This window comes from Neobacillus sp. S1227 (assembly GCF_055385255.1).
The window spans coordinates 5506497-5527620 of the sequence record NZ_AP038276.1 but is presented as its reverse complement, the minus strand read 5'-3'; the positions used below and the strand labels follow the sequence as shown (position 1 = coordinate 5527620).

14 protein-coding genes and 1 riboswitch are annotated in these 21124 nt (G+C 43.5%); of the genes, 7 read left to right on the top strand and 7 right to left on the bottom strand.

Translation table 11 applies throughout. The features are described from left to right. Positions 1 to 612: 612 nt before the first annotated feature. Together ACZ5AE_RS27460 and ACZ5AE_RS27455 are read right to left on the bottom strand one after the other, a co-directional pair. A complete protein-coding gene (locus ACZ5AE_RS27460) occupies positions 613 to 1452 on the bottom strand; it encodes a bifunctional 5,10-methylenetetrahydrofolate dehydrogenase/5,10-methenyltetrahydrofolate cyclohydrolase (RefSeq protein WP_464567968.1) in 840 nt (279 codons plus the stop codon). Between the two features lie 52 nt (positions 1453 to 1504). Next, positions 1505 to 1589, bottom strand: a riboswitch (ZMP/ZTP riboswitch). Positions 1590 to 1782: 193 nt separating this feature from the next. Further along, on the bottom strand, positions 1783 to 2451 hold the full coding sequence (locus ACZ5AE_RS27455; protein ID WP_464567966.1) for a Type 1 glutamine amidotransferase-like domain-containing protein: 669 nt from the start codon (positions 2449 to 2451) through the stop codon (positions 1783 to 1785). A gap of 853 nt (positions 2452 to 3304) precedes the next feature. Between ACZ5AE_RS27455 and ACZ5AE_RS27450 the strand changes: the two genes are divergently transcribed. Further along, the gene (locus ACZ5AE_RS27450) at positions 3305 to 4987 is read left to right on the top strand and encodes a GMC family oxidoreductase (protein ID WP_464567964.1); all 1683 of its coding nucleotides are present in this window, start codon (positions 3305 to 3307) and stop codon (positions 4985 to 4987) included. A 586-nt stretch (positions 4988 to 5573) separates the two neighbouring features. On the opposite strand, the gene ACZ5AE_RS27445 is transcribed toward ACZ5AE_RS27450, so the two are convergent. After that, on the bottom strand, positions 5574 to 8702 hold the full coding sequence (locus tag ACZ5AE_RS27445) for a DEAD/DEAH box helicase (RefSeq protein WP_464567961.1): 3129 nt from the start codon (positions 8700 to 8702) through the stop codon (positions 5574 to 5576). Between the two features lie 395 nt (positions 8703 to 9097). After that, positions 9098 to 10714: an SWIM zinc finger family protein gene (locus ACZ5AE_RS27440; protein WP_464567959.1), complete on the bottom strand. Its 1617-nt coding sequence runs from the start codon at positions 10712 to 10714 to the stop codon at positions 9098 to 9100. A 326-nt stretch (positions 10715 to 11040) separates the two neighbouring features. Here ACZ5AE_RS27440 and ACZ5AE_RS27435 point away from each other — a divergent pair, with 326 nt between their 5' ends. Further along, entirely contained in the window at positions 11041 to 11571 is a 531-nt protein-coding gene (locus tag ACZ5AE_RS27435) for a hypothetical protein (protein ID WP_464567957.1), read from the top strand. A 294-nt stretch (positions 11572 to 11865) separates the two neighbouring features. Here ACZ5AE_RS27435 and ACZ5AE_RS27430 read toward each other — a convergent pair whose 3' ends face one another. Next, positions 11866 to 13182 carry a GDSL-type esterase/lipase family protein gene (locus tag ACZ5AE_RS27430; RefSeq protein WP_464567955.1) on the bottom strand — a complete coding sequence of 439 codons (1317 nt, stop codon included), beginning with the start codon at positions 13180 to 13182 and terminating at the stop codon, positions 11866 to 11868. 506 nt (positions 13183 to 13688) lie between these two features. After that, positions 13689 to 14915, bottom strand: coding sequence for a C40 family peptidase (locus ACZ5AE_RS27425; RefSeq protein ID WP_464567953.1), 1227 nt, complete (start codon positions 14913 to 14915; stop codon positions 13689 to 13691). Between the two features lie 138 nt (positions 14916 to 15053). On the opposite strand from ACZ5AE_RS27425, the gene ACZ5AE_RS27420 reads away from it, so the two are divergent. Continuing rightward, a complete protein-coding gene (locus ACZ5AE_RS27420) occupies positions 15054 to 15299 on the top strand; it encodes a hypothetical protein (protein ID WP_464567951.1) in 246 nt (81 codons plus the stop codon). Positions 15300 to 15466: 167 nt separating this feature from the next. Here the strand turns inward: ACZ5AE_RS27420 and ACZ5AE_RS27415 are convergent, their stop codons facing one another. Beyond that, a complete protein-coding gene (locus tag ACZ5AE_RS27415) occupies positions 15467 to 16264 on the bottom strand; it encodes an SGNH/GDSL hydrolase family protein (RefSeq protein WP_464567949.1) in 798 nt (265 codons plus the stop codon). Between the two features lie 278 nt (positions 16265 to 16542). On the opposite strand from ACZ5AE_RS27415, the gene ACZ5AE_RS27410 reads away from it, so the two are divergent. From ACZ5AE_RS27410 to ACZ5AE_RS27395, 4 genes are all read left to right on the top strand, one after another. Continuing rightward, on the top strand, positions 16543 to 17292 hold the full coding sequence (locus tag ACZ5AE_RS27410) for a YveK family protein (RefSeq protein ID WP_464567947.1): 750 nt from the start codon (positions 16543 to 16545) through the stop codon (positions 17290 to 17292). Beyond that, a complete protein-coding gene (locus ACZ5AE_RS27405; protein WP_464567945.1) occupies positions 17282 to 17986 on the top strand; it encodes a CpsD/CapB family tyrosine-protein kinase in 705 nt (234 codons plus the stop codon). The genes ACZ5AE_RS27410 and ACZ5AE_RS27405 overlap by 11 nt, the downstream gene beginning before the upstream one ends. Before the next feature lie 100 nt (positions 17987 to 18086). Continuing rightward, a complete protein-coding gene (locus ACZ5AE_RS27400; RefSeq protein WP_464567943.1) occupies positions 18087 to 18851 on the top strand; it encodes a tyrosine-protein phosphatase in 765 nt (254 codons plus the stop codon). A gap of 405 nt (positions 18852 to 19256) precedes the next feature. Beyond that, positions 19257 to 21083 carry a polysaccharide biosynthesis protein gene (locus ACZ5AE_RS27395; protein WP_464567941.1) on the top strand — a complete coding sequence of 609 codons (1827 nt, stop codon included), beginning with the start codon at positions 19257 to 19259 and terminating at the stop codon, positions 21081 to 21083. The last annotated feature ends 41 nt before the right edge of the window (positions 21084 to 21124 follow it).

Genomic DNA, 21124 nt, shown 5'->3' with positions numbered 1-21124 from the left:
TTCGAGAGGATGACCAAATCTTTGAGCTAAATGTGTATGTGATTAAATAAAAAGGCATTCCCCGTATCTTTTTCAATCCGAAATTGTTACATCTTCCTCAAAATACTTAATGAACAGTAATGCGTAAGGATCTATCGGTTCTTATTCTTGTTTCGTATCGCCGGGCGATATAGGTACAATTATATTTAATACCTTCATACTTTAATAAGGTAGGGGTCCGATATGCGACATGATATCCATCGAATAAACAGGTTTTCTCTACTAAGCAAGTAAAAAAAGGAGTATGGATGAAATATAGCTGTTTGAAAGGAAAGCCAAAATCTTGTGTATGCGATTTAAAAAAACAGCAATCCCCGTATCATTATCAATCCGAAATCGGGGCTTTATAGCGGCACCCGATATAGACATGCCCCTAGACGATATCACAAAGATATTCCTTTGTTTCGAATAGTCGGATTCATTATTCTTCAAATTTCAACAAATTCCCGGGAAATATCTGAAATTTTGCTAATGGGTGTTAAAGCTTACCACTTCGCCAAAAAACGCTCAGAAAGTCTGAGCGTTTTTACGTATCATGTATATTGTTAATTTACAGTTTAAACATATGGTGTCTTAAATCGACATTTTTTCTGCAGAATCAACTGTATGTTTCAACAAGGTCGCAATGGTGATAGGTCCGATCCCGCCAGGAACAGGAGTGATGGCACTTGCCGCTTCGAAACATGTGTCATAATCAATATCCCCAACATTGCCTTTGTTATAACCTGCGTCTAATACAACTGAACCCTGCTTTAACCAGCTTCCCTGAATAAATTTAGGCCGGCCAACCGCCGCAACAACAATATCCGCCTGCTTTAAGATTTCAGGTAAATTGGCTGTTTTTGAATGGCATGTCGTAACGGTCGCATTGGCATTAAGAAGCAGCGCGGAAACAGGTTTTCCTAAGATAGGGCTCCTGCCCACTACCACCGCATGTTTACCCTCAATTGGAATCTGGTAGAATTCTAACATTTTCATAATGGCAGCGGGAGTACAGGAGGGATATTCTCCAAACCCTAATGCCGTCTGTCCAAACCCTGCACTTGTGACACCGTCTACATCTTTGCGAATATCAATGGCTTCAAACGCGGCACGTTCATCAATATGCGACGGAACCGGATGCTGCAAAAGAATGCCATGAACAGCGGGATCGTTATTTAACTCTTTAATTTTTTCGATCAGCTCTAATGTCCGTGTTTCTTCGGGTAATTGCACGCGAATGGACTCCATGCCCAGTCTTTTGCAAGCATTTCCTTTCATTCTTACATAGGTTTCTGAAGCGGGATTATCACCAACTAAAATCGTTGCGAGGCATGGTGTAATACCATTATTTTTTAAAACTTCAATTCGAGCTTTCAAGCCTTCCTTAATTTCTGCCGCAACTACATTTCCATCCAAAATGATTTTTTCCATAACAAGCCCTCCTGAAAAAATGTAATAAAAAAGAGATAAGGATGATAATCCTTATCTCTGCCCAGACGACCCGACATATATAAAACACAGCTTCCTTGTGGTCATTTCCACATTTGTCGTCAGTAACTGTGTCCATTTCGTTGTTATAAGTAAAAGATAACATATAGGGATTGAATGTCAATGGATATAAGACCCAAAATATTCATTTGGAAATGTCCTAGTGATTTAGTAATCTGTTAAAGGGTAATAGAAGACCCAGTCAAGTGAAATCATATTTTCATCACAAGAATCTCGCTTAAGTTTTTTGATATGTTTAGCGGCGGAGTAATATCAGTGCGAAAACAGTTTCCAATGCCCTTCGGTGACAACTTCGACCTCTCCGTCGATCACTTTGATGGCGGTTTGATCATCAATTGCATACGCCAACCCCTGCATTCCGGCTGCCCATCTCTCTGCATTAACCATTGTGTTATACGGCAGCATCTCGTGATCCAAATGCGGGAATATGGCAAAATCGACAAGTCCCAGCGTTTCATCACCACCGTTGGGTGGAGTCCAGCCAACGAAGAAGTCCCCGATGTTAGGTGCCATCACCATGCTCCCAGCACTCATTCCCACATAGACTGCGTGCAGCGACGGCAAGAGGTCTGCCAGCCCGGATTGCCGCATCCAATGGCACAGGTAGAGGGCGTCGCCGCCCGAAACCAACAGGACGTCCGTCTCCCGGACCAGCGGCACCCAGCGGTCTTTGTCGATGCTTGGCAGTGCTGTGAGCTCCAACACGCCGACGGACTTCCAGCCCAGGTCGACCATGGGATTTTCTTCTTTCCCGCTGATGAACTCCCAGGCTTTGACGCCGGGGCCGACCCAGGGGTGTCCGTACATCGCTGTGGGGATGCACAGAGCGTTGGATTCGGCGATTGGCTTGTCCAGCATGTCAACCAGCGCGTCACGTATGCTTTTGTTATTGATGCCTGCAGATGTAAGTAGTAATTTCATAATCTCAACTCCTTGTCGTTACAAGCTACTATTTTTTAGTGTATTCTGAAAGGCAAGAACTTTTAAGTAAACATATACCCGATAGCACACTGCCTAAACCTTTTTGGTCAGCAGCTAAATGCGAAATGATCATAATGGTGTACCAACTGCATTTTAACCTATTTTTCCATATTCTCAACGGTAACCTTTTTTCTGTGTGCGGAAATCTTATAAACAATTTTCGCCTCAACCAGATTGATATTATTTTTAAACTTATCCTCTAAAAATTTCAGATGATTTTATTTAATATTCTTCACTTTCAATCAAGAATCCTTTTTATATTAACCTGCCCCGTTAGTGAAGCAAGGATAACTTTAGAAATGTGCAATAAATATTAGCTTATATACATTTTTCTTAAGAGTAGCGATTCATAATTATAATGCTGAAACATACATTAATTAATTTCAGAAATAGCAAAACAAGAGGCTAACCGTCCAAAAATGCAATTGAAAATGTAGCCTAATTTGTACAGCTTTTTGTATCTGTTGTTGCATCCAAAACATAAAACGGTTCAGTTCACATACTGAGCCGTTTTTTAATATCCATTTTTTGTAGCTTGTTGAACTAACGCACCCCGTTTGTTAAGTGAAGTCCTTCACAAACTAGTCCTTATACAATAAAAATAAACTGATTAGTTTGTTACTATTTATTATTAAAAATTTCGCCCGCCCATTTATAGATTAAATTGGCAACAGACGTCAAGGAATCAGAGGTAGGGAAATGAACTGGGCATTCACCCAAACATAGATATTCGTCATACATACTATATAAGGATTTTTAATCAGACTTTTTGGACTTTGAAAGGAATGATGTAATGTTTCCGAAGAATACCTTTGATTATATTGTAATCGGGGCTGGAACTGCTGGTGGAGTAATTGCAAAAAAATTATCGGATGACATAACAAACTCTGTAATTGTCCTTGAACCAGGAACAAATATGGTTAAAGAGCTAAGCAGTCCTTCTGGTGCGGTATCAGGGATTTTGGCTTCCGATAATAGGCATTCCTTTAATATGCTTACAAATGTACAGCCAGCTATTGGGAATCAGCAGCTAAGAATATCAAGCGGCAGAACTATTGGGGGAAGCTCTGAGCATAATGCCATGTATGCAGTACGGGGAAGCAGTGAACTTTATGATGAGTGGGCGCGCTTAGTTGGAACTCAATGGAGTTATAACAATGTCAGTTCTTTATTCATAAAAAATGAAACATATAGAGGAGAAACCCAAGAACCCGAAGAACGCGGAAGAAGCGGACCCATTTTTGTCAGACAGCAAACTATTCCCGAAGATGGGCTAACCATAACGTTAGCAAAAGCAGCATCAGATGTATTAGATATTCCCATAGTTGAGGATTACAATACTGGCATAAGGGATTGTACATTTTTTAAATCACAATTTTTAAATAAGGAAGTGAATGGACACTTCGTTCGCTCATCTACTGCCACAGGATATTTAAATAGAAAAATTGTAACACCAGGAAATGAGTTCCATCCAGATGAAGTTGGAGTTGGAAGTAGGAATTTGGTTATTTTCACCAAAACAACAGTGAATAAAATTCTATTAGAGCAAGATGGAACAATTCAAGTTGCCGTGGGTGTTGAATTTGTCAGAAACGGTAAAACAAATACAGCATACGCTAAAAAGGGGATTATTATTAGTGCAGGTAATTTTTCCTCTGTTATTTTACAACGTTCTGGAATTGGGAACCCAGATGACCTGGCTAGAGCGGGTATTGAAACAGTTATAAACAGCCCCAATGTAGGGCACAACTTTCAAGCCCATTTTACAATCGGAATGGGAGTGGAAGTTAATACCAAGCGAATTTTAGACCTCATGTCTGCAGATCCAGACAATCCATTTCCACTGGGTGCTTTTAAAGGAGACGGAAGAAGTGGAGGTCGCCGCCTACAAATATATGGATCCTCAACACCAACGTTTCTCCCTACTCAAGATGTACTTGCTAATAATTGGGGTTTTGATCCTAAAAAGAAGAGCAATATTATGAGCATTGGACTTTTTGACCTAAATCCAAAAAGCAGAGGGACTATATTGGCTGCACACAGCGATCCTGAAGCTTATCCTACCATCGACCTTAATCCGCTTGGAGACCCGGATGACTTAGATTTCATGGTTGATCAGTATATTGAGAGCTATAACATTATGAAGAAAGCACGTGAACTAGACCCTGAAGGCATTTACAAAATTGTTTACCCACCTGAAAAGATCTTTGAGATAAGCAATAAAGAAGAACAGCGTAAAAAATTAGAAAGTTACGTAAGGGCTTCATATCGCAATATCTTCCACTTCGGAGGTCAATGCAGGATGGGCAGAAGTATTCGTGACGGCGTTGTAGATGGATATCTAAATGTCTTTGGTACCAAGAACCTGAAAGTCGCCGATCTTTCTATTTCCCCCATTTTACCTGATGGCAATACTGCTATTCCGGCACAAATGATTGGATTAAATGCTGTTAAATTTATTCGGGACCAAAAATGAGTAAATGAAATCAAGCATAATTTAAGAATAAGCTAAATAACAAGAAATCCATTTGTTATTAATAATGAAAAAGGTCGTTTATTAGAAATAAAGAGTTCCGTTTTAAGTTGCTTCTCTCTATATTTTTATCAAAAATCTCATTCTTTTTATTATAGCTATTTAAAAAAAGCAAAACTCGCCATAGTTTGGCGAGTTTTTTTATTCCGTAATTCTTGAACCTTTTTCCACTAACCTGGCAGTTATACACATTATCAGCAAAAAAACGTTAATGTGATGCACCTTTTATCCATGTTTATCTTCTTCAACAAACCTGGCCCGTCACTTAAATAAGAAAAAGCGTCTCCGCATATTACAGAAACGCTACAGTAATTTGATAAGCATATAATTGATAAGTGTTTTTCCCTTTCTTCTAAGCCTGATACATAGCCATATCGGCGTGTTTCCATCTTGGTGGAAAAATTGGTATAACAATAACTTCATTATTTTTAATCATGAAATGAGAACTTACTGTTTAAAAAAGGACAGCAGCACGATCGCCGCTGTCCTCCCCAGGCGCACAAATGTCTACGCGCGCTGCCTGGAACCATTATCCTAGATGCACCAAATCCCTCAATTCATCCGTAGAAAGCTCAGTAATCCAGTTTTCACTCTGGATAATCTGGTCATTCAAAAATTGCTTTTTCTCCAGCATGGCGTCGATTTTCTCCTCGAGCGTGCCGGTACAGATGAGTTTGTGCACATGCACGAAGCGTGATTGGCCGATACGGTAAGCCCGGTCGGTTGCTTGGTTCTCGACAGCAGGGTTCCACCAGCGGTCGTAGTGGATGACATGGTTCGCCGCCGTCAGGTTCAACCCGGTTCCGCCCGCTTTTAACGACAGCAGGAACACAGGGAACTCCCCGTTCTGGAACCGCTCAATCATCGTATCACGCTGCGTCTTTGGCACACTTCCATTCAAGAATGGCACCTCGATGCCAAATTTCTTCTTCAGCGCACTCCGAATCATTTCGCCCATTTCGATATATTGGGTGAAAATCAGACAACTTTCTCCCGAGTCCAAAACCGCATCAATCAGTTCGACAAGCTTCTCCAATTTGTTGGAACGCTCGAGGAGCTCTCGACCCGCTGATTTTTCCTTCAAGTAGAGGGCAGGGTGGTTGCACAGCTGCTTCAAACGGCTCAGCATTTGCAGCACTAACCCCTTGCGTTCAAAGCCAGTCAGCTTTTCAATCTGATCAAACGTATCGTGAATGAGCTGCTCATAAAGGGAAGCTTGCTCAGCTGTAAGCGGGATGTATTCCTTCTGCTCTAGCTTATCAGGCAGGTTCAGCGCGACTTCCTCATCTTTCTTTGTCCGCCGCAACAGGAACGGCCGAATCAACGACTGCAGCTGCTGGATTTTATCTTTCTTTTCATCCTTTTCAATCGGGATGATGTACCGTTTCTGGAACTGGCCTAAGCTGCCAAGATAGCCGTGATTGGTAAAATCAAAAATCGACCACAGTTCGGACAGGCGGTTTTCCATCGGTGTCCCGGTCAGGGCCACATGATGGCGGCCGCGCAGTCTGCGAACCGCTTTCGACTGCTTTGTTTGGGCATTCTTTATGTTCTGCGCCTCATCGATGGCAATCGTGCTCCATTGAACGGACTCGAATTCCTCGAAATCAAGATGGCTGATCCCGTAGGAGGTGAGTACGACATCTACATCCTGTATTTTTTCGGAAAAAGCCGCCTCTTTTAGGCGGTTCGAACCGTAGTGGAGGTACACCTCCATCTCTGGGGCGAATCGCTCAAGTTCTTTCTGCCAGTTTCCAAGTACCGATGTTGGGCAGATGATTAGCGCAGCGTTCGTCGGTACCATAGCAGGAGCGGCATCCGCTTTTTTCTTCCGGCGCGGTTTTGGATCCGCAGCCGCAATAGGGAGGGAGGAGGCGGTGGTTTCCGTTTCCTGGGTAGAAACAGTATTCACACCACCATCGGTATCAAGCGCTGCAGCTTGGCTATCATCCAGCGTATCAGCCGCGACCGGCGCTTCCACAACATCTCCGGGAACCACTTTCACCACGTCCCCAGCCTCATCCTTCACTTTCAACAAATAAGAAATCAACTGAACCGTCTTCCCAAGTCCCATATCATCCGCCAACACAGCACCAAACCCATACTGGCGCAAAAACCACAGCCAGCTCATCCCAAGCTGCTGATACGGTCTCAATTCTCCGTTCAAACCTACAGGCACATCCACGAGCGGAATTTCATTTGTCTCCGCCAGCTGTTTCACCATCTGCTTCCACTGCCGGTTCAGCTCAATCTGAATCTTCGCGAATGCCTTCGGGTTTTCTAGTTCCTCTTCGCCGCCCGCGCCTGAATCCACTAGCTCCTGCTCGATCAAATCGCGAACTTGCAAACCCTCTTTTTCAGCACGTTTCATTAAATCCTGAATTTGTCGAATAAACTGCGGGTCGAGCTTCACCCAGCGGCCACGGATATAGACGAGCCGCCGCTTTTCCTCGACAAGCTGATGGAACTCATCCTCAGACAAATCAACCCCATTCATCGAAAAACGCCAATTGAAATCGAGCATCGCATCCAGCCCGACAAACGACGGCCGGTGACTCGATGTTCCCTTAAGCGACGCCTTCACGCGCAAATTGGCATTTTTCATCGCCTGCCACCAGGAAGGGAGGAGGATTTCGACATCCAGCGCCAGCAGCGTTTCGCTCACGTCCGTCAAAAACATCCACGCTTCTTCCTCGGTCAACTCCGTTTTCAAGGCCGCAGGGCTACGCTCGTCATCCGCATCCTCTGAACCGTCGCCCAGCCATGGAAACAGCCGCACCCAGCGGGCCTGCTCGCGGTCAACCTTATCTAAAAACGGCCGCCATTTCGCCGGAATCCGTTTCACATCTTCGACATCGACAATCTCATCGACATTTTTCTTTCCTCGCAAAAATACATCCAGGCTCCAGTCGCCTTCGCCGTCTTCAGGCTCATCAAGCCGCAAGCCAATCGTAAACGGCGCCTCGCTTTCCTTGATGCCGACCCACTCCAGCCAGCTTTCTTCATCAAAATAGCGCGCCAGCTCCAAGCCCGACAATTTCTGTTTCTTCAACAAATCAAGCTTCGGACCAAACAGCTCCTTCGCCGCATTATTCCTAGTTAAAAAAGAATCCAGCGCACTGTTATACAAATTTGAAATATAGTTGAGAGCGGTGGGGGCCGGTGCATCCAGTTCTTGCTCGCCAGCATCCGGCTCAGATGATGCATGAGAACCGTCCCCATGTACCGTTTGCTCCCAAAACTCCGGATGGAATTCATCTTTAACCCGCTCTGGCAGTTTCCAGCGGAACTCGCCGTCGGGGCCCCATACGGAGAAGTCCGGGAGCCAGTCTTTTTCGACGATGCCCTCGTACATGGAGTTGGCGGCGGCCAAGCAAATCTCGGACTCCTCGTTCCAGTCCCATTCGATAAAGCGGTTGAACGACTCCTTGGCAAAAAGCGACACAAGCTGCCAGCCATTCACCACTACACCTTCGACACCATCGACTGTTGCCTCCTCCAGCACCGTCCCGAAAAAACTTTCCTCGTGGTTGCTGAAGACAAGATTCTTCCACCTTGAAGGAATCAAAATCCTGCCGCGCTCATCCTGGGCAGTCAGCAGAAACCGATCATCACCTAATTTAGTTGTCAGCAATTTCAAAAACCTGGTCTTAAGCATGGAAAACGTGCTCCTTTATAGGAGGGCCGCTTAAAGTTAGACCCTCAAATACCTTTTTCTTTTTTAAAAAGGTAATTTAAAAAGTAATGTATGTATATAATTTAATATTGCCTGAAAAAAAGCCTTATAAATTACCTGTTTCCAGTAAAAAAGTCTTTCGTCCGCAAAAAGGGTACATCCTATTGGCGAATTTTCGCACTCTATTGGCGAATTCGCGAGTTCTATTGGCGAATTCCCACGTTCTATTGGCGAAACGAAATCCTCATCATATTCGCACAGTCTTAAAATCGTAAAAAGTATCAGGCACCGCTCCCAACAAACCATTCAAGAACCCAAATCCCCAAACTGTCCACCTCACACGGACAAATGTCCACGCGCGGTGCCTGACATCACGCTTATATCAACTTACTCCGCTGACACTCCTCATGAAACGCCCGCAGCCGCTTCGTTCGCTCGAGCAGCCCTTCGAGAAAGTACTCCCAGTCATCAACGCGCTTCAGCTTCTTATACAGTGTCCGCAGCTTCTTCAAATGCCGTACAGCGGCCCGATAGCTCCCGCGGTTTTTCTGGTCAATCTCGCGCTGAGCCGTTTGATGCAGCATTCCCAGCAGTACCTCGGGCTGTTCCTTTTCGACGACTTTCACCCGATCCTTCGGCAATTCATAGTAATCGAAGCCGACAAAAGCCTGGAGTTCGCCCCAGCGGTCATAATCGCCGCGCTCAAACAACAAATACTCATAATCTGCAAAGCTGTAGGGGAGTGCCATTAGCAGCGCCCGCTCATACAAATCCATCCGGCCATTCTCCGAGCAAAACGGTGCAATCGACCGCATCACACTTCTTACAAAGGCGGTGCAGCTTTGATAGGAATCAATCCAATCCAAATACTCCTTCAACCTTCCCAAAAACATCTCAATCACAGGCTCCGCCCGGCGCCACAGCTTTGCACCCGTAAAATTATCAATCCAGTACACCAGATACGGTACAAACCGAACATCAGGCACACCGCCAGCAAGCTTCAACGCTAAATCATCATTCCCCAGTAGGAAATATAAATGAATCATTGTCGCTAAGAAAGGCAGGGGATTTTCCGATTCCTCAAGCGCCTTCAGCCGTGCGCCAATCCTTATGGCTTCCTCCTGCCGCCACTCCTTTTTCCGGAATAGCTCCGTCCACAGCATTCGGTGCATATAAACCCGCTCAATATCAAACCCAGCCACACATGTCAGCACCGCATGGGATTCATCGCGCAGCCGATCAATAAATTCATCAAACGCAAACGGCATGGTCTGCACGGCCAAACGCTCCACAAGATCTTCCGCATCCTCGAGCAGATTTTCAAAAATATGTCCATAAGCTTTCCGTACGGCATGCCCCTCAAACCCAAGCTCTTCACTCAATACCAGCAGCTTCCGAAACGACACAACTGAAGCCACCAGATCATACAGCAGGCGCCATTCCTTCTCAACCGGCGCACTCGCTCCGACCCGCTTCATATGAATCCCGAAAAGCTCTGAGACCACATACGGGTTCGAATGTTTTTTAGACGCCACCAAAGCATCAAAACTAGACTCAAAAGATTGTACCCAGCGATCATAATCGGGCTTCAACAGCCCGGCCGCCTTCACCAAGTCCTTCGCCGCCTGCAGGCCCCAGCTTGCCACCGACTTCGTCTCTCGCACCGGCTCTCGCCACTCTGCAAGCCAATCTGACACACTCGCCTCACGCGAATACGCTGCAAAAAACACTGCCAACTGATGCCGGCACAGCTCCTCACCAGGGCAAGAACAATCGCTCATCCCCAAAAACTCAGGATCAAGCCGCACCTTTGCCGGCGACACATCCTGCACCACCGCCGTATATTCCCCGTTCTGAAACGTAAGCTGTTTCACCAGACCCTGCCGGAACAGCATCATCCCTTTCTGAACAAGGCGTGCATCTTCCGATGCATTCGCATTCAACAAATCCTTCAACTCATCCGCAAGCCCCTGTAACACCTCGTTCACAGGCATCGCTCCCTTTACCCAAAAAATCCATATTCCTTTATTATACCCAAAAATCCGCCCAGCGAGGAGCATATGCTCAAGCCCTTGATAAAAACATTTAAAATGGGTGTCAGGAAATGCACGAAGATATAGTGGAGGGCAATCCAAGCACATAGCGCCAAGTCTGTTGCCACATGCATAATTCTAATAAATATCTCCTTTACACCTTAGGTACTACTTCCTAAGCAGTAAAAAGTAGTATGTCGAAATTACCAAAATTTGTGAACTTGGAAGGAGATTTCAACCCCTGTGCTGAAATTATATAAATATACTTCTTTTGGGAGGAAGGCCTAATGAGAGCTACCCGCCAATATAGATCTCCTTATGCTGCGATGTTGTGGTCAACAGTGATGCCGGGGTTCGGGCAGTTTTACAACCGCGATTATATAATGGGATTTACGTTACTTATATTGGAATTCGTCATCAATGTGAAATCAAAATTGAATTTTGCCCTCATCTTTTCATTTAATAAGGGCTTGTCGGGGGCACATCCACCGATTGATTACAGCTGGGGATTGTTTTATCCGTCCCTTTATGGCTTCGCCATTTGGCACGCCTATAACACGGCCAAGACGAATAATCAGAAGCTGGAAGGGAACGAGGCGGAGAACAGGACCTATCTGTCCGGCTTTTTCCTCGGAATCGTCCTTGGGATGGATTTCGGTCTGTTCTGGCATGACGGCCCTATATTGAAAAATCTGCCGCTTTTCGACGCTCCCGTGTTCAACGGAATCTTCTTCGGCCTGGTGATGGGATTAGTCGGGCAACTGATGGAAAATAACGTATATCGAAAAAACAAAAAGCGGAAACTTGAAGTAAATTAATATAGGTAGAGAATGTACATAAAGGGGAAGTTACCAGAGCCAGGCTGCCAGCCTGGCTTTTTAGCTGTCTGGTTTTAGAGGAAAAATAGGGTAGGCGAGTAAAATGCAAATTTCGATGAGTAAATCCCGAAATCAGGCGAGTAAATTTAAAATATTGAACAGTAAACTGAACAAAGTGACGAGTAAATTCCCAAAAAGGTAATTGTAATCAAGAAAAAACTTAATAAAATTCCCCAAATTAAAAGCCGGCCCCTTCAAGATAGAAGAGAACCGGCTTTTTTCATGAATCTTAGCCTATAAATTGGTACCTTTTCGCTGAAGTTTCATAGCAACAAATCCTGCTGCAACTAAAGCTAGTCCAAAAATCAGGTAGTTATACATAGATGTTGCCGTATTCGGCAGTGCATGGCCAGTAGTGGCTGCAGCGGTAGTGGTGGCTGTTGATACAGGTGTTGTAGTGGTAGGTGTAGTCGTAGTTGTATTTGTATTCCCTTGTGGTGCTGGATTCTGAGTATCCGTGCTGCCAGGGTTTGGTGTAGGATCCACGACAACTGGCTTTTCGATGTTCTTGATTTCAATGGTTGCGACTGCTTCTCTGTCACATGCATCTTTGACATAAACAGTGTAGACGCCATTTTCAGTTACTTGGAAGGCCGCGTCTTTAACATCGGTGCCTGCAGCTTGGAAATCCTGAGCAACTTTTGTACCAGGAAGCCATTTAAGGGCTTGTACTGGTTCAGCGTTGGTTTGAACCGTAACGGTTACTGGGTCCTTAGTTGTTTCCACGGTTGATGGAGTCAACTGGACAGTTAGCACCTTTTCAGGGAACAGCGGTTTCAGAATTGCGTCCGCTAATTTTGCAAGCGCCTGATGGCCTGCAGCAGTTGGGTGAACCCCGATACCTAATTGAGGAACTTCACCAGTTAAAACATATTGAGCTTGGTGTCCAGCAAAGGCATTAAACGCATTTGCCAAATAGACTCCATTTCCATCGTTGGCAACCGGATTGATTAAAGTTCCGTTAACCAAAGAAATTAACTGATCTCCAAGTTGATGGAAGATAGCAAGTTGTGGGGTATCCGGAATTGGATTATAAAGATTGTAAAGAACGATTGGAGCTGAGCTGTTGACGGCTCTGATTTTTCCGACAATTTGAACTAAGTTTGTACGTAACTGAGGTGCACCTGTAGCTGCTTCTGTAACAAGGGCTGCAAGTTGTTCCTCTGTCATGGACTCAACACTTTCAGGATTTTCTAGAAGTTTTGTAATACCTGTAGTCTGCAAAAGGTCATTGCCGCCTATGTACAATGTAATCGCATCTGCATGTTTAACAGCATCTAAAGTGTTCGCATTGCCTAAGCTGGCTAGCAATTGAGTAGATGTTTGGCCTGATTTTCCAAGATTCGTAACATCGTTTGGTTTAGCGCCTAATTTTCCTATTAAACTAGGAAAAGGCGTGATTCCTGCGGTCCCTTCAGTAATCGAATCTCCCAATGCTACGATACTGCACTGACACTTGTTTTCGTCATTGTTCGCAAAAGCAAATGCCGAAAAGAAGGTGTTCAGCGCGAGCATAAGGATGAAAAGAATAGAAATGCGTCTAAATTTCACTTTCATACCCCCAATATTTTTTATAACGAACAATTTAATTATAATTGTCATATTTTCCAGAATTCAACAAATACAATTCATCAAATAGGGTCAAAATGCCCGTTATTTTGTTGTGTTTTTACAATATTTAATAAATTTCGACAATGTTTGATGAGTGGATATTCCTATATTCATATTTTTGTATTAAGACAACGGGACTAAATTTATAATTTGAAGGAACTAATAATAGATAATGGGGGGAGCATCGAGTAAATCCCAAAGTAGGTAATTGAAGAGTTGAAAAGTATCAAAATCTTTATAAGTTTGTGCTATTAATCTAATAAAGATACCATTTTCTGGATATACTTTCCTGTTTTATAAAAATACTTTCCAAAATAAACGAATACTTTCCGTTTTTGAAAAAATACTTTCCAAGTTTAATGGTTTACTCACCAAAAAGTCCATCTTACTTTCCAAACTAAAAAAACCAGCCCCATCAAAAGGGGCTGGTTTAATAATTCAATAGTTTAATAGAATCGTTTAAATGCTTCAAAGTGCGAAGCGTAGTACGTGTTGCTTAAATTGGAAATCTTCACGCCGCCGTCGTTGGCGTCGATGAATTGGTTATTGCCCAAGTAAATGCCGACATGGGAGATTCCTGGCTTATAGGTGTTAGAGAAAAACACCAGGTCGCCCGGCTTAGGCTGGTCGACATAATACGAACGGTCGTAGTAGCCGGCAGCGGAAGTGCGGCTGATTTTCTTTCCGGCCTGATTGAACACGTAATAAATGAAGCCGCTGCAGTCGAATCCGGATGGGGTGCTGCCGCCCCAAAGATACGGCACACCGATTAAGCTCTTGGCAACAGAAATCACCTGTGTACTAAAATCACCAGAAGGCGCCGGAACCGACGTCTGGCCTGGCACCTTAATCGTCTGGCCGGCATAAATCATATCATAAGTTAAATTGTTCAGTGCCTTCAGGTTTTGGACAGTGGTATTATGTCTAGCGGCAATGGAACCGAGGGTATCACCGCTTTTGATCACATAATCGGAAACGTCCGATGCTGCTGGAGGCGGAGTCACTTGCGCTGGCGGTGCAGGAGTCGCCGGCTGAACCGTTCCACCCTGCCCAGGTACCTTCAGCGTCTGGCCAGCATAAATCCGATCGGAACTCAGGCCATTCAATGATTTTAATTGTTGTACGGTCGTTCCGAATTTAAGAGCAATCTTGCTCAGGCTGTCGCCTGAGACAATCTTGTAATCCTGTGTCCCAGCCACAGATGGCGCAGGTGCAGGAGTCGATGGTGCAGGCGGTATAACGACTACAGGACCAGGAGCACTCCCAGCATTAGGGGCAGAAACCTTCAATACCTGTCCTGGAAAAATTAACGTGCCGCTAAGACCGTTCCACTGCTGCAGCTCGCCGACCGTCACCCCAAAGCGGTTGGCAATCTTAATCAGGGCATCCCCCTTCACAACAGTATAGGAAGCTGCTGGCTGTGCAGACGGAGCGGGGGCAGGAGCTGCACTTGCACCAGTTCCCGGAATCTGCAGGGATTGTCCAGCGTAGATTAAGTCCGAAGTTAACCCATTTGCTGTCTTTAAATCATGTACGGTTGTTTTATATGTATTGGCAATTTTCGATAAGGTGTCGCCTTTTTGCACCTTATATGTATCCGCATGGGCAGCGCCCGCGTAGGCGATGGACAGAAGAGCGGTTGTCGATAAGGCTCGAACAACGGTTTTACTCACGAGAATGTCACCTCTTTTATTCTATTTTTCTATGTATTTTACCATAGATTGCTAATTTGTAGTTCGAAAGTCGAAAAATTTGAGAGAAATTCACAAAAAACCACATAATCAGCAGAGGATTCTACAAAATTCACAAAATTGTTACAAAAAATTAACTGGAAATCTATTTACATTCGACTCTTTTTCTATTATTATCAAAAGCATGAAATGATGGAGGGACAGGTCGGGATGGAAAAGAAGGAAGAGAATCTCAGCACGAATGCTGAATTTTCAGAGATTGTCAAAAGAACATACGACAGAGTCATGCAAGAAAATGAAATTTCCTTTGATCAATTAATCAAGGATTTAAAAGCGGACCTCAAACATTTAGTGGCGCACTATTAATAGTTAAACTGCTGGAATCATTTCTAGCAGTTTTTTTGTACCCTTTTTTGGAGAGAGCCGCTCCACTATTAACAGCATCGAACCTCACCAACGCCTGATTTTGAGGCGGCAGAACCGTCCCCATGCATCAAAAAAGGCGAACCCGCCAACTGGTCCGCCAACTGCCATTACTTACTTATCAAATACGCAGCCAAAGCCTCGCCCCATACTTGGACACCTTTGTCACTTGGTCCGCTTTGGTCTGGTAATAAATAATCCTTCATCGCATCCGTATTCGGATCCGGCCATGCTGCCCAGTGATCCAAATAGGGAAGCTTATTTTGCTCGGCATAGTCCTTCAGCTTTGCAACCTGCAGCGGGTAATTTTTCGCCTTGTAAAGCGGGTAGGATGGCTGCAAGATAAAGGCTGTCTCCGGCTTCACAGCTTTGATATTCCCGATAATCTTTGTCAGATCGTTTAGGGTATTATCCATCCCAACAACCCCGTTATTTTGCAAAATAAACGGTTCGAAAATAATCAAATCAGCCCCAGCCTCGGCAATTTCCTTCTGTTTATTGTCCTTCAAAAATTGGGTCGAGGTGGAGGAATATGTATGGACATTCACTTCTATGTTTTTTGCCCCAAACGTATCAAGCAGCTTCTTTTCTACAATAGGATAAGCCCCTTCGTTTTCAGAACCAATCGCAGCAGAACCGACGAACAAAATTTTAAATGGAGTTTGATCGGCCAGTGCTTGCTTCAATCGTTCTACCGATTCAGCCGGCCAATTTTTCGTAAACTGGAGCAGATCGGATTCCTTTTTTTCGCTTTTAGCTGGCATCAAGCCAGATTTCTTCGCCAGATTGGTAGATTTAGTATCGGCCTTAGCGGAAGCTTCAGAAATTTTGTCGCTCCAATGGGATTGACCTAAATACATGACAAGGATAAAAGCAATTCCTAAAAATACAATTAGAACTTTCTGCATTTCAATCTATAACCCCCAATTCATAGTGCAATCCAATTATATCAGAAATAATCTGAAAATATTCCAATTCCTCCTTTATTCTACAGAAAAAGACAAACATATTACAAAAAGATTACATGAGTTAAAAAGAAATTACTTCCAAATCATCATTTCCTCTTCAAAAATCTTACAAAAAGGTGTTTAATAGAATATGTGAGTTTCTAAATTGACAAATTTCGCATAAACATGACAAATTATGCTATAATGCTCTATTGTATTCAGATATTTAGGAGGACGAAATGGAAGAGACTATAAGTTTAAAAGAGCTGCTTGAAACCCTGAAAAAACGATTAGCGTTAATCATATCCATTACACTCATCGCAGCAATTATCAGCGGTGCGGTCAGTTACTTTTTCTTAACCCCGATTTACCAGGCTTCTACACAAATTCTTGTCAACCAAACGAAGAATGATCAAACTGTGTACAGTCCAAGCGAAGTACAGACAAACCTGCAATTAATTAATACCTATAATGTCATCATCAAAAGCCCGGCGATTTTAGATATCGTAGCAGAAGACCTGAATTTAGGGTTGAATGCGAAACAATTAAATGCAAAAATCACCGTCGGCAGTGAAAAGGATTCCCAGGTGGTAAACGTATCAGTTCAAGATTCAAATCCTGATACGGCGGCCCTGATTGCCAATAAAACAGCAGAAGTATTCAAAAAAGAAATCGCCAATATTATGAAGGTAGATAATGTCAGCATTTTGGCGAAAGCAGAAACAGGTGAAAAGTCTTCTCCGATTAAACCGAGACCATTATTAAATGTTGCCATTGCATTGGTAGTCGGCTTAATGGCGGGTGTTGGACTTGCCTTCTTACTTGAGTATTTTGATAACACGGTTAAAAACGAACAAGATGTTGAAAAAGTACTAGGGCTTCCAATTTTAGGCGTCATCTCTCAAATTGAAGATCAAAAGTTAGAAGAATTGAAAGCACGCAGAGCAGCAAGAAATTCTACGGTAAGAGGTGAGACGGTTGGCTCTTAAAAAGAAAAGACAACAAATCAATAAGGACTCCGCTCGTAAACTCGTTACAGCGATTGCCCCAAAGTCACCTATTTCAGAGCAATTCAGAACAATACGGACGAATATCCAATATTCCTCCATTGATGAAGAAATAAGAACGATTATGGTGACATCATCTGGACCCGGAGAAGGGAAATCAACAACAGCAGCGAATCTAGCCGTCACATTTGCCCAGCTCGGAAAAAAAGTCTTATTAGTCGATGCCGACCTTCGCAAACCGACAGTACATCATACGTTTGAAGTAAACAATTTATTCGGATTTACGACGGTATTGACCAAGCAAAGGAAACTGGAAAAAACCGTTCTGGAGACTGAGGAACAGGATTTGTATATTTTAACAAGCGGCCCGATTCCGCCTAACCCTGCAGAGCTCTTGAGCTCAAAATCAATGGAGCTATTCATCGATGAGGCGAAGAGTGAATTTGACTATATCATCTTTGATACGCCGCCATTATTAGCGGTTGCGGATCCGCAAATTCTTGCGAATCAGTGTGACGGCACCATTCTTGTTGTCTATAGTGAAAAGACAGAAATCGAGCAGGCCAAGAAGGCAAAAGAATTGTTAGAAAATGCCCAAAGCAAGCTGCTAGGTGCCGTATTAAATCATAAAGAACTGCAAAAGGGCGATTATTACTATTATTATGGTTCGAAATAATAAATTTCGACAAGATTTAGCCCTTTTCTGTGATTTTTTAAAAGGAAAAATGAATAAAGATTACAGGAAATGACACTTTTGTTGAAAAGTGGTGTTAATAATGATTGATTTGCATTGTCATATTTTGCCTGGGGTGGATGATGGGGCGAAGGACTTGTCAGAGAGTATCGAAATGGCCAAAATGGCTGTAGAACAAGGAATTCGTACCATTGTTGCTACCCCGCATCATTTAAATAATCAATATGAAAATCCAAAGCAAAGTATTTTGGCTAAAGTAGACGAATTAAACCGAGTATTTCAAGAGGAAAACATCGATTTAAAAATACTACCTGGCCAAGAGGTCCGAATCCACGGAGAACTGCTGGACGGCTATGAAAAAGGAGAGATTCTGCCAGTACATCATACCCAGTATGTGTTAGTAGAATTTCCCTCTAGCCATGTTCCGAGATATGCAGGACAGCTGTTTTATGACCTACAGTTGGCGGGACTTCTGCCTATTATCGTGCATCCCGAACGGAATCAGCAAATCATCGAACACCCCGATACCCTTTATAAGTTTGTGGAAAAAGGTGTGTTAACCCAGATAACGGCTGGCAGTATTTGCGGGGATTTTGGGAAAAAGATCAAAACCTTTTCATTGCAGCTGCTAGAGGCGAATCTAACGCATTTCATTGCCTCTGATGCACATAACACAAAGACCCGTTCTTTTAGGATGGGGAGTGCCTTCAAGATTATTAAAGAAAAGTACGGAAAAGAAATGGTATACCTATTACAAGAAAATGCTGCACATGTCATTGAAGGTTATCATGTGTCTACAGGAGCACCTTGTCAGATTAAAAAGAAGAAATTCTTAGGAATCTTTTAGTTAACAGGCTTCTAGGAAAAAAACTTCTAAGTTAAATATTTTGATTCAGGCGCTATGATAACCTGAACGGTGAGGCTTCCCTGTCCGTTATCCATGGGGGCACTCGGTCATGCTGTGGGCCCGCTCTTTTGTAAAGAGTAGGACCTTAGATGCAGGTCGTCAGGAGCATGATGTGAGGTCGGGTTAGATGCCCATTTAAAAAAACAAACAGAAAACAATAAATATCTAATGAAAGGATAAGCGCATGAAAGCACTTGCATTTTCATTAGGTATTTATTTTTTGGGCGAAAAAAAAAGTATAAGGGCAACTATGACTCTGTCTTCGCTCTTAAGGGCTCGCCAATCGGCGAGTTTTCTTTATCCAAACGATATTCAAATATACATAGAAAAAGGGGGAAAATATCGGTGACATATGGGAAGAGACTGACGACACTAGCGCTATTGGATTCGGCGATCATCCTGACAGCAATCTACATCAGCTACTGGACGCTTAATCCGATGATTCAAATTCTCGAGAGCCCGATTGTGCTCGTGACCGCGCTGACATTATTAATTTGCCATCATCTATTTGCTTTTTATTACAAGCTTTATAACAAAGCGTGGCAATACGCGAGTGTGGGTGAACTTATCGCGATTGTAAAGGCCGTGACGCTGACAATTGCGGCTGCAGCCGTCATGCAGGAGGTTGTGTTTGACAATATTTATGTCCGGGTATTGATGATCACCTGGATGATCCATGTTCTGTTTATCGGCGGTTCACGTTTTTCATGGAGAATGTTCCGAGATAACATCATGAACAAACAAAAGGATATCAAAAAAACGCTCATTATCGGGGCAGGTTCAGGCGGAACGATGGTGGCACGTCAGCTGCTTCATAATCATGACATTGATTTAAAACCGGTGGCGTTTATCGACGATGATCCAAAAAAGTTTAAATTGGATATCCTAGGAATTCCGGTGGTTGGGAATTCCAACGATATCGTAAATGCCGTTGAAAAATACAAAATTGACAACATCATTATCGCAATTCCTTCGTTAAGCAAAAAGGAAATCAACCGCATCTTCGATGAGTGCTCCAAAACAAAGGCAAAAACACAAATAATTCCCAAATTGGAAGATTTAATGACCGGTAAACTATCTGTAAATGAATTCCGCGATGTCCAGGTAGAAGATTTGCTAGGCAGGGAACCGATAGAGTTGGATATTAATAGTATTTCTGAATATGTATCGGGAAAAACAGTTCTGGTCACTGGAGCAGGCGGCTCAATCGGTTCAGAAATCTGCCGGCAGATTTGTAAGTTCAATCCTCGAAAAATTGTCCTGGTAGGACATGGCGAAAACAGTATCTACCTAATTGATATGGAACTTCGCCGCAAATACGGAGAGCAGATTGAAATTGTCCCTGTGATTGGTGATATTCAGGATCGGAACCGGATGTTTGAAGTGATGGAGGAACATCGGCCGTTTGTGGTTTATCATGCGGCTGCGCATAAGCATGTGCCTCTTATGGAATATAACCCTAGGGAAGCCGTGAAAAATAACATTTTCGGAACTAAAAATGTTGCAGACGCGGCTGACACCTTCGGTGTTCATACTTTTGTGTTGATTTCTTCGGATAAGGCGGTTAATCCTCCTAATGTTATGGGAGCGACGAAGCGGTTTGCGGAGTTGATTATTCAGAGTCTGGCGCAACACAGTTCGACAAAATTTGTGGCTGTTCGGTTTGGGAACGTACTTGGCAGCCGTGGCAGTGTGATTCCGTTGTTTAAGAAGCAGATTCAGGCTGGCGGGCCAGTTACGGTTACCCATGAAGATATGACACGTTACTTTATGACGATTCCTGAAGCCTCAAGGCTTGTCATTCAGGCAGGCACCCTTGCGCGTGGCGGGGAAGTATTTGTGCTGGATATGGGGGAGCCGGTTAAGATTGTCGATTTGGCGAAGAATTTAGTCAAGCTTTCAGGGTTTTCAATTGAAGAAATCGGAATTAAATTTACGGGACTTCGACCTGGCGAGAAGATGTATGAAGAGCTGCTCAATGCAAATGAAATACATCAAGAGCAGGTTTTCCCTAAGATTCATATTGGTAAAGCCAATGTGATTAATGCGGACGTATTGAGTCGATTAATTAACCAGCTATTAAATATGTCCGAATTGGAAATGCACGATACTTTGATAGCGGTGGCTAACAATAAGTGTGATGCTACTGCATTATTGACAGTAACAAATTAGAAACTTGATAACCTTCGGTTATCTATTAATGTGTGATAAGG

Coding starts and splice junctions, on each gene's coding strand:
- ACZ5AE_RS27460 (WP_464567968.1), bottom strand. CDS start 1,452: ATGGAAAAAATCATTTTGGATGGAAATGTAGTTGCGGCAGAAATTAAG.
- ACZ5AE_RS27455 (WP_464567966.1), bottom strand. CDS start 2,451: ATGAAATTACTACTTACATCTGCAGGCATCAATAACAAAAGCATACGT.
- ACZ5AE_RS27450 (WP_464567964.1), top strand. CDS start 3,305: ATGTTTCCGAAGAATACCTTTGATTATATTGTAATCGGGGCTGGAACT.
- ACZ5AE_RS27445 (WP_464567961.1), bottom strand. CDS start 8,702: ATGCTTAAGACCAGGTTTTTGAAATTGCTGACAACTAAATTAGGTGAT.
- ACZ5AE_RS27440 (WP_464567959.1), bottom strand. CDS start 10,714: ATGCCTGTGAACGAGGTGTTACAGGGGCTTGCGGATGAGTTGAAGGAT.
- ACZ5AE_RS27435 (WP_464567957.1), top strand. CDS start 11,041: ATGAGAGCTACCCGCCAATATAGATCTCCTTATGCTGCGATGTTGTGG.
- ACZ5AE_RS27415 (WP_464567949.1), bottom strand. CDS start 16,264: ATGCAGAAAGTTCTAATTGTATTTTTAGGAATTGCTTTTATCCTTGTC.
- ACZ5AE_RS27410 (WP_464567947.1), top strand. CDS start 16,543: ATGGAAGAGACTATAAGTTTAAAAGAGCTGCTTGAAACCCTGAAAAAA.
- ACZ5AE_RS27400 (WP_464567943.1), top strand. CDS start 18,087: ATGATTGATTTGCATTGTCATATTTTGCCTGGGGTGGATGATGGGGCG.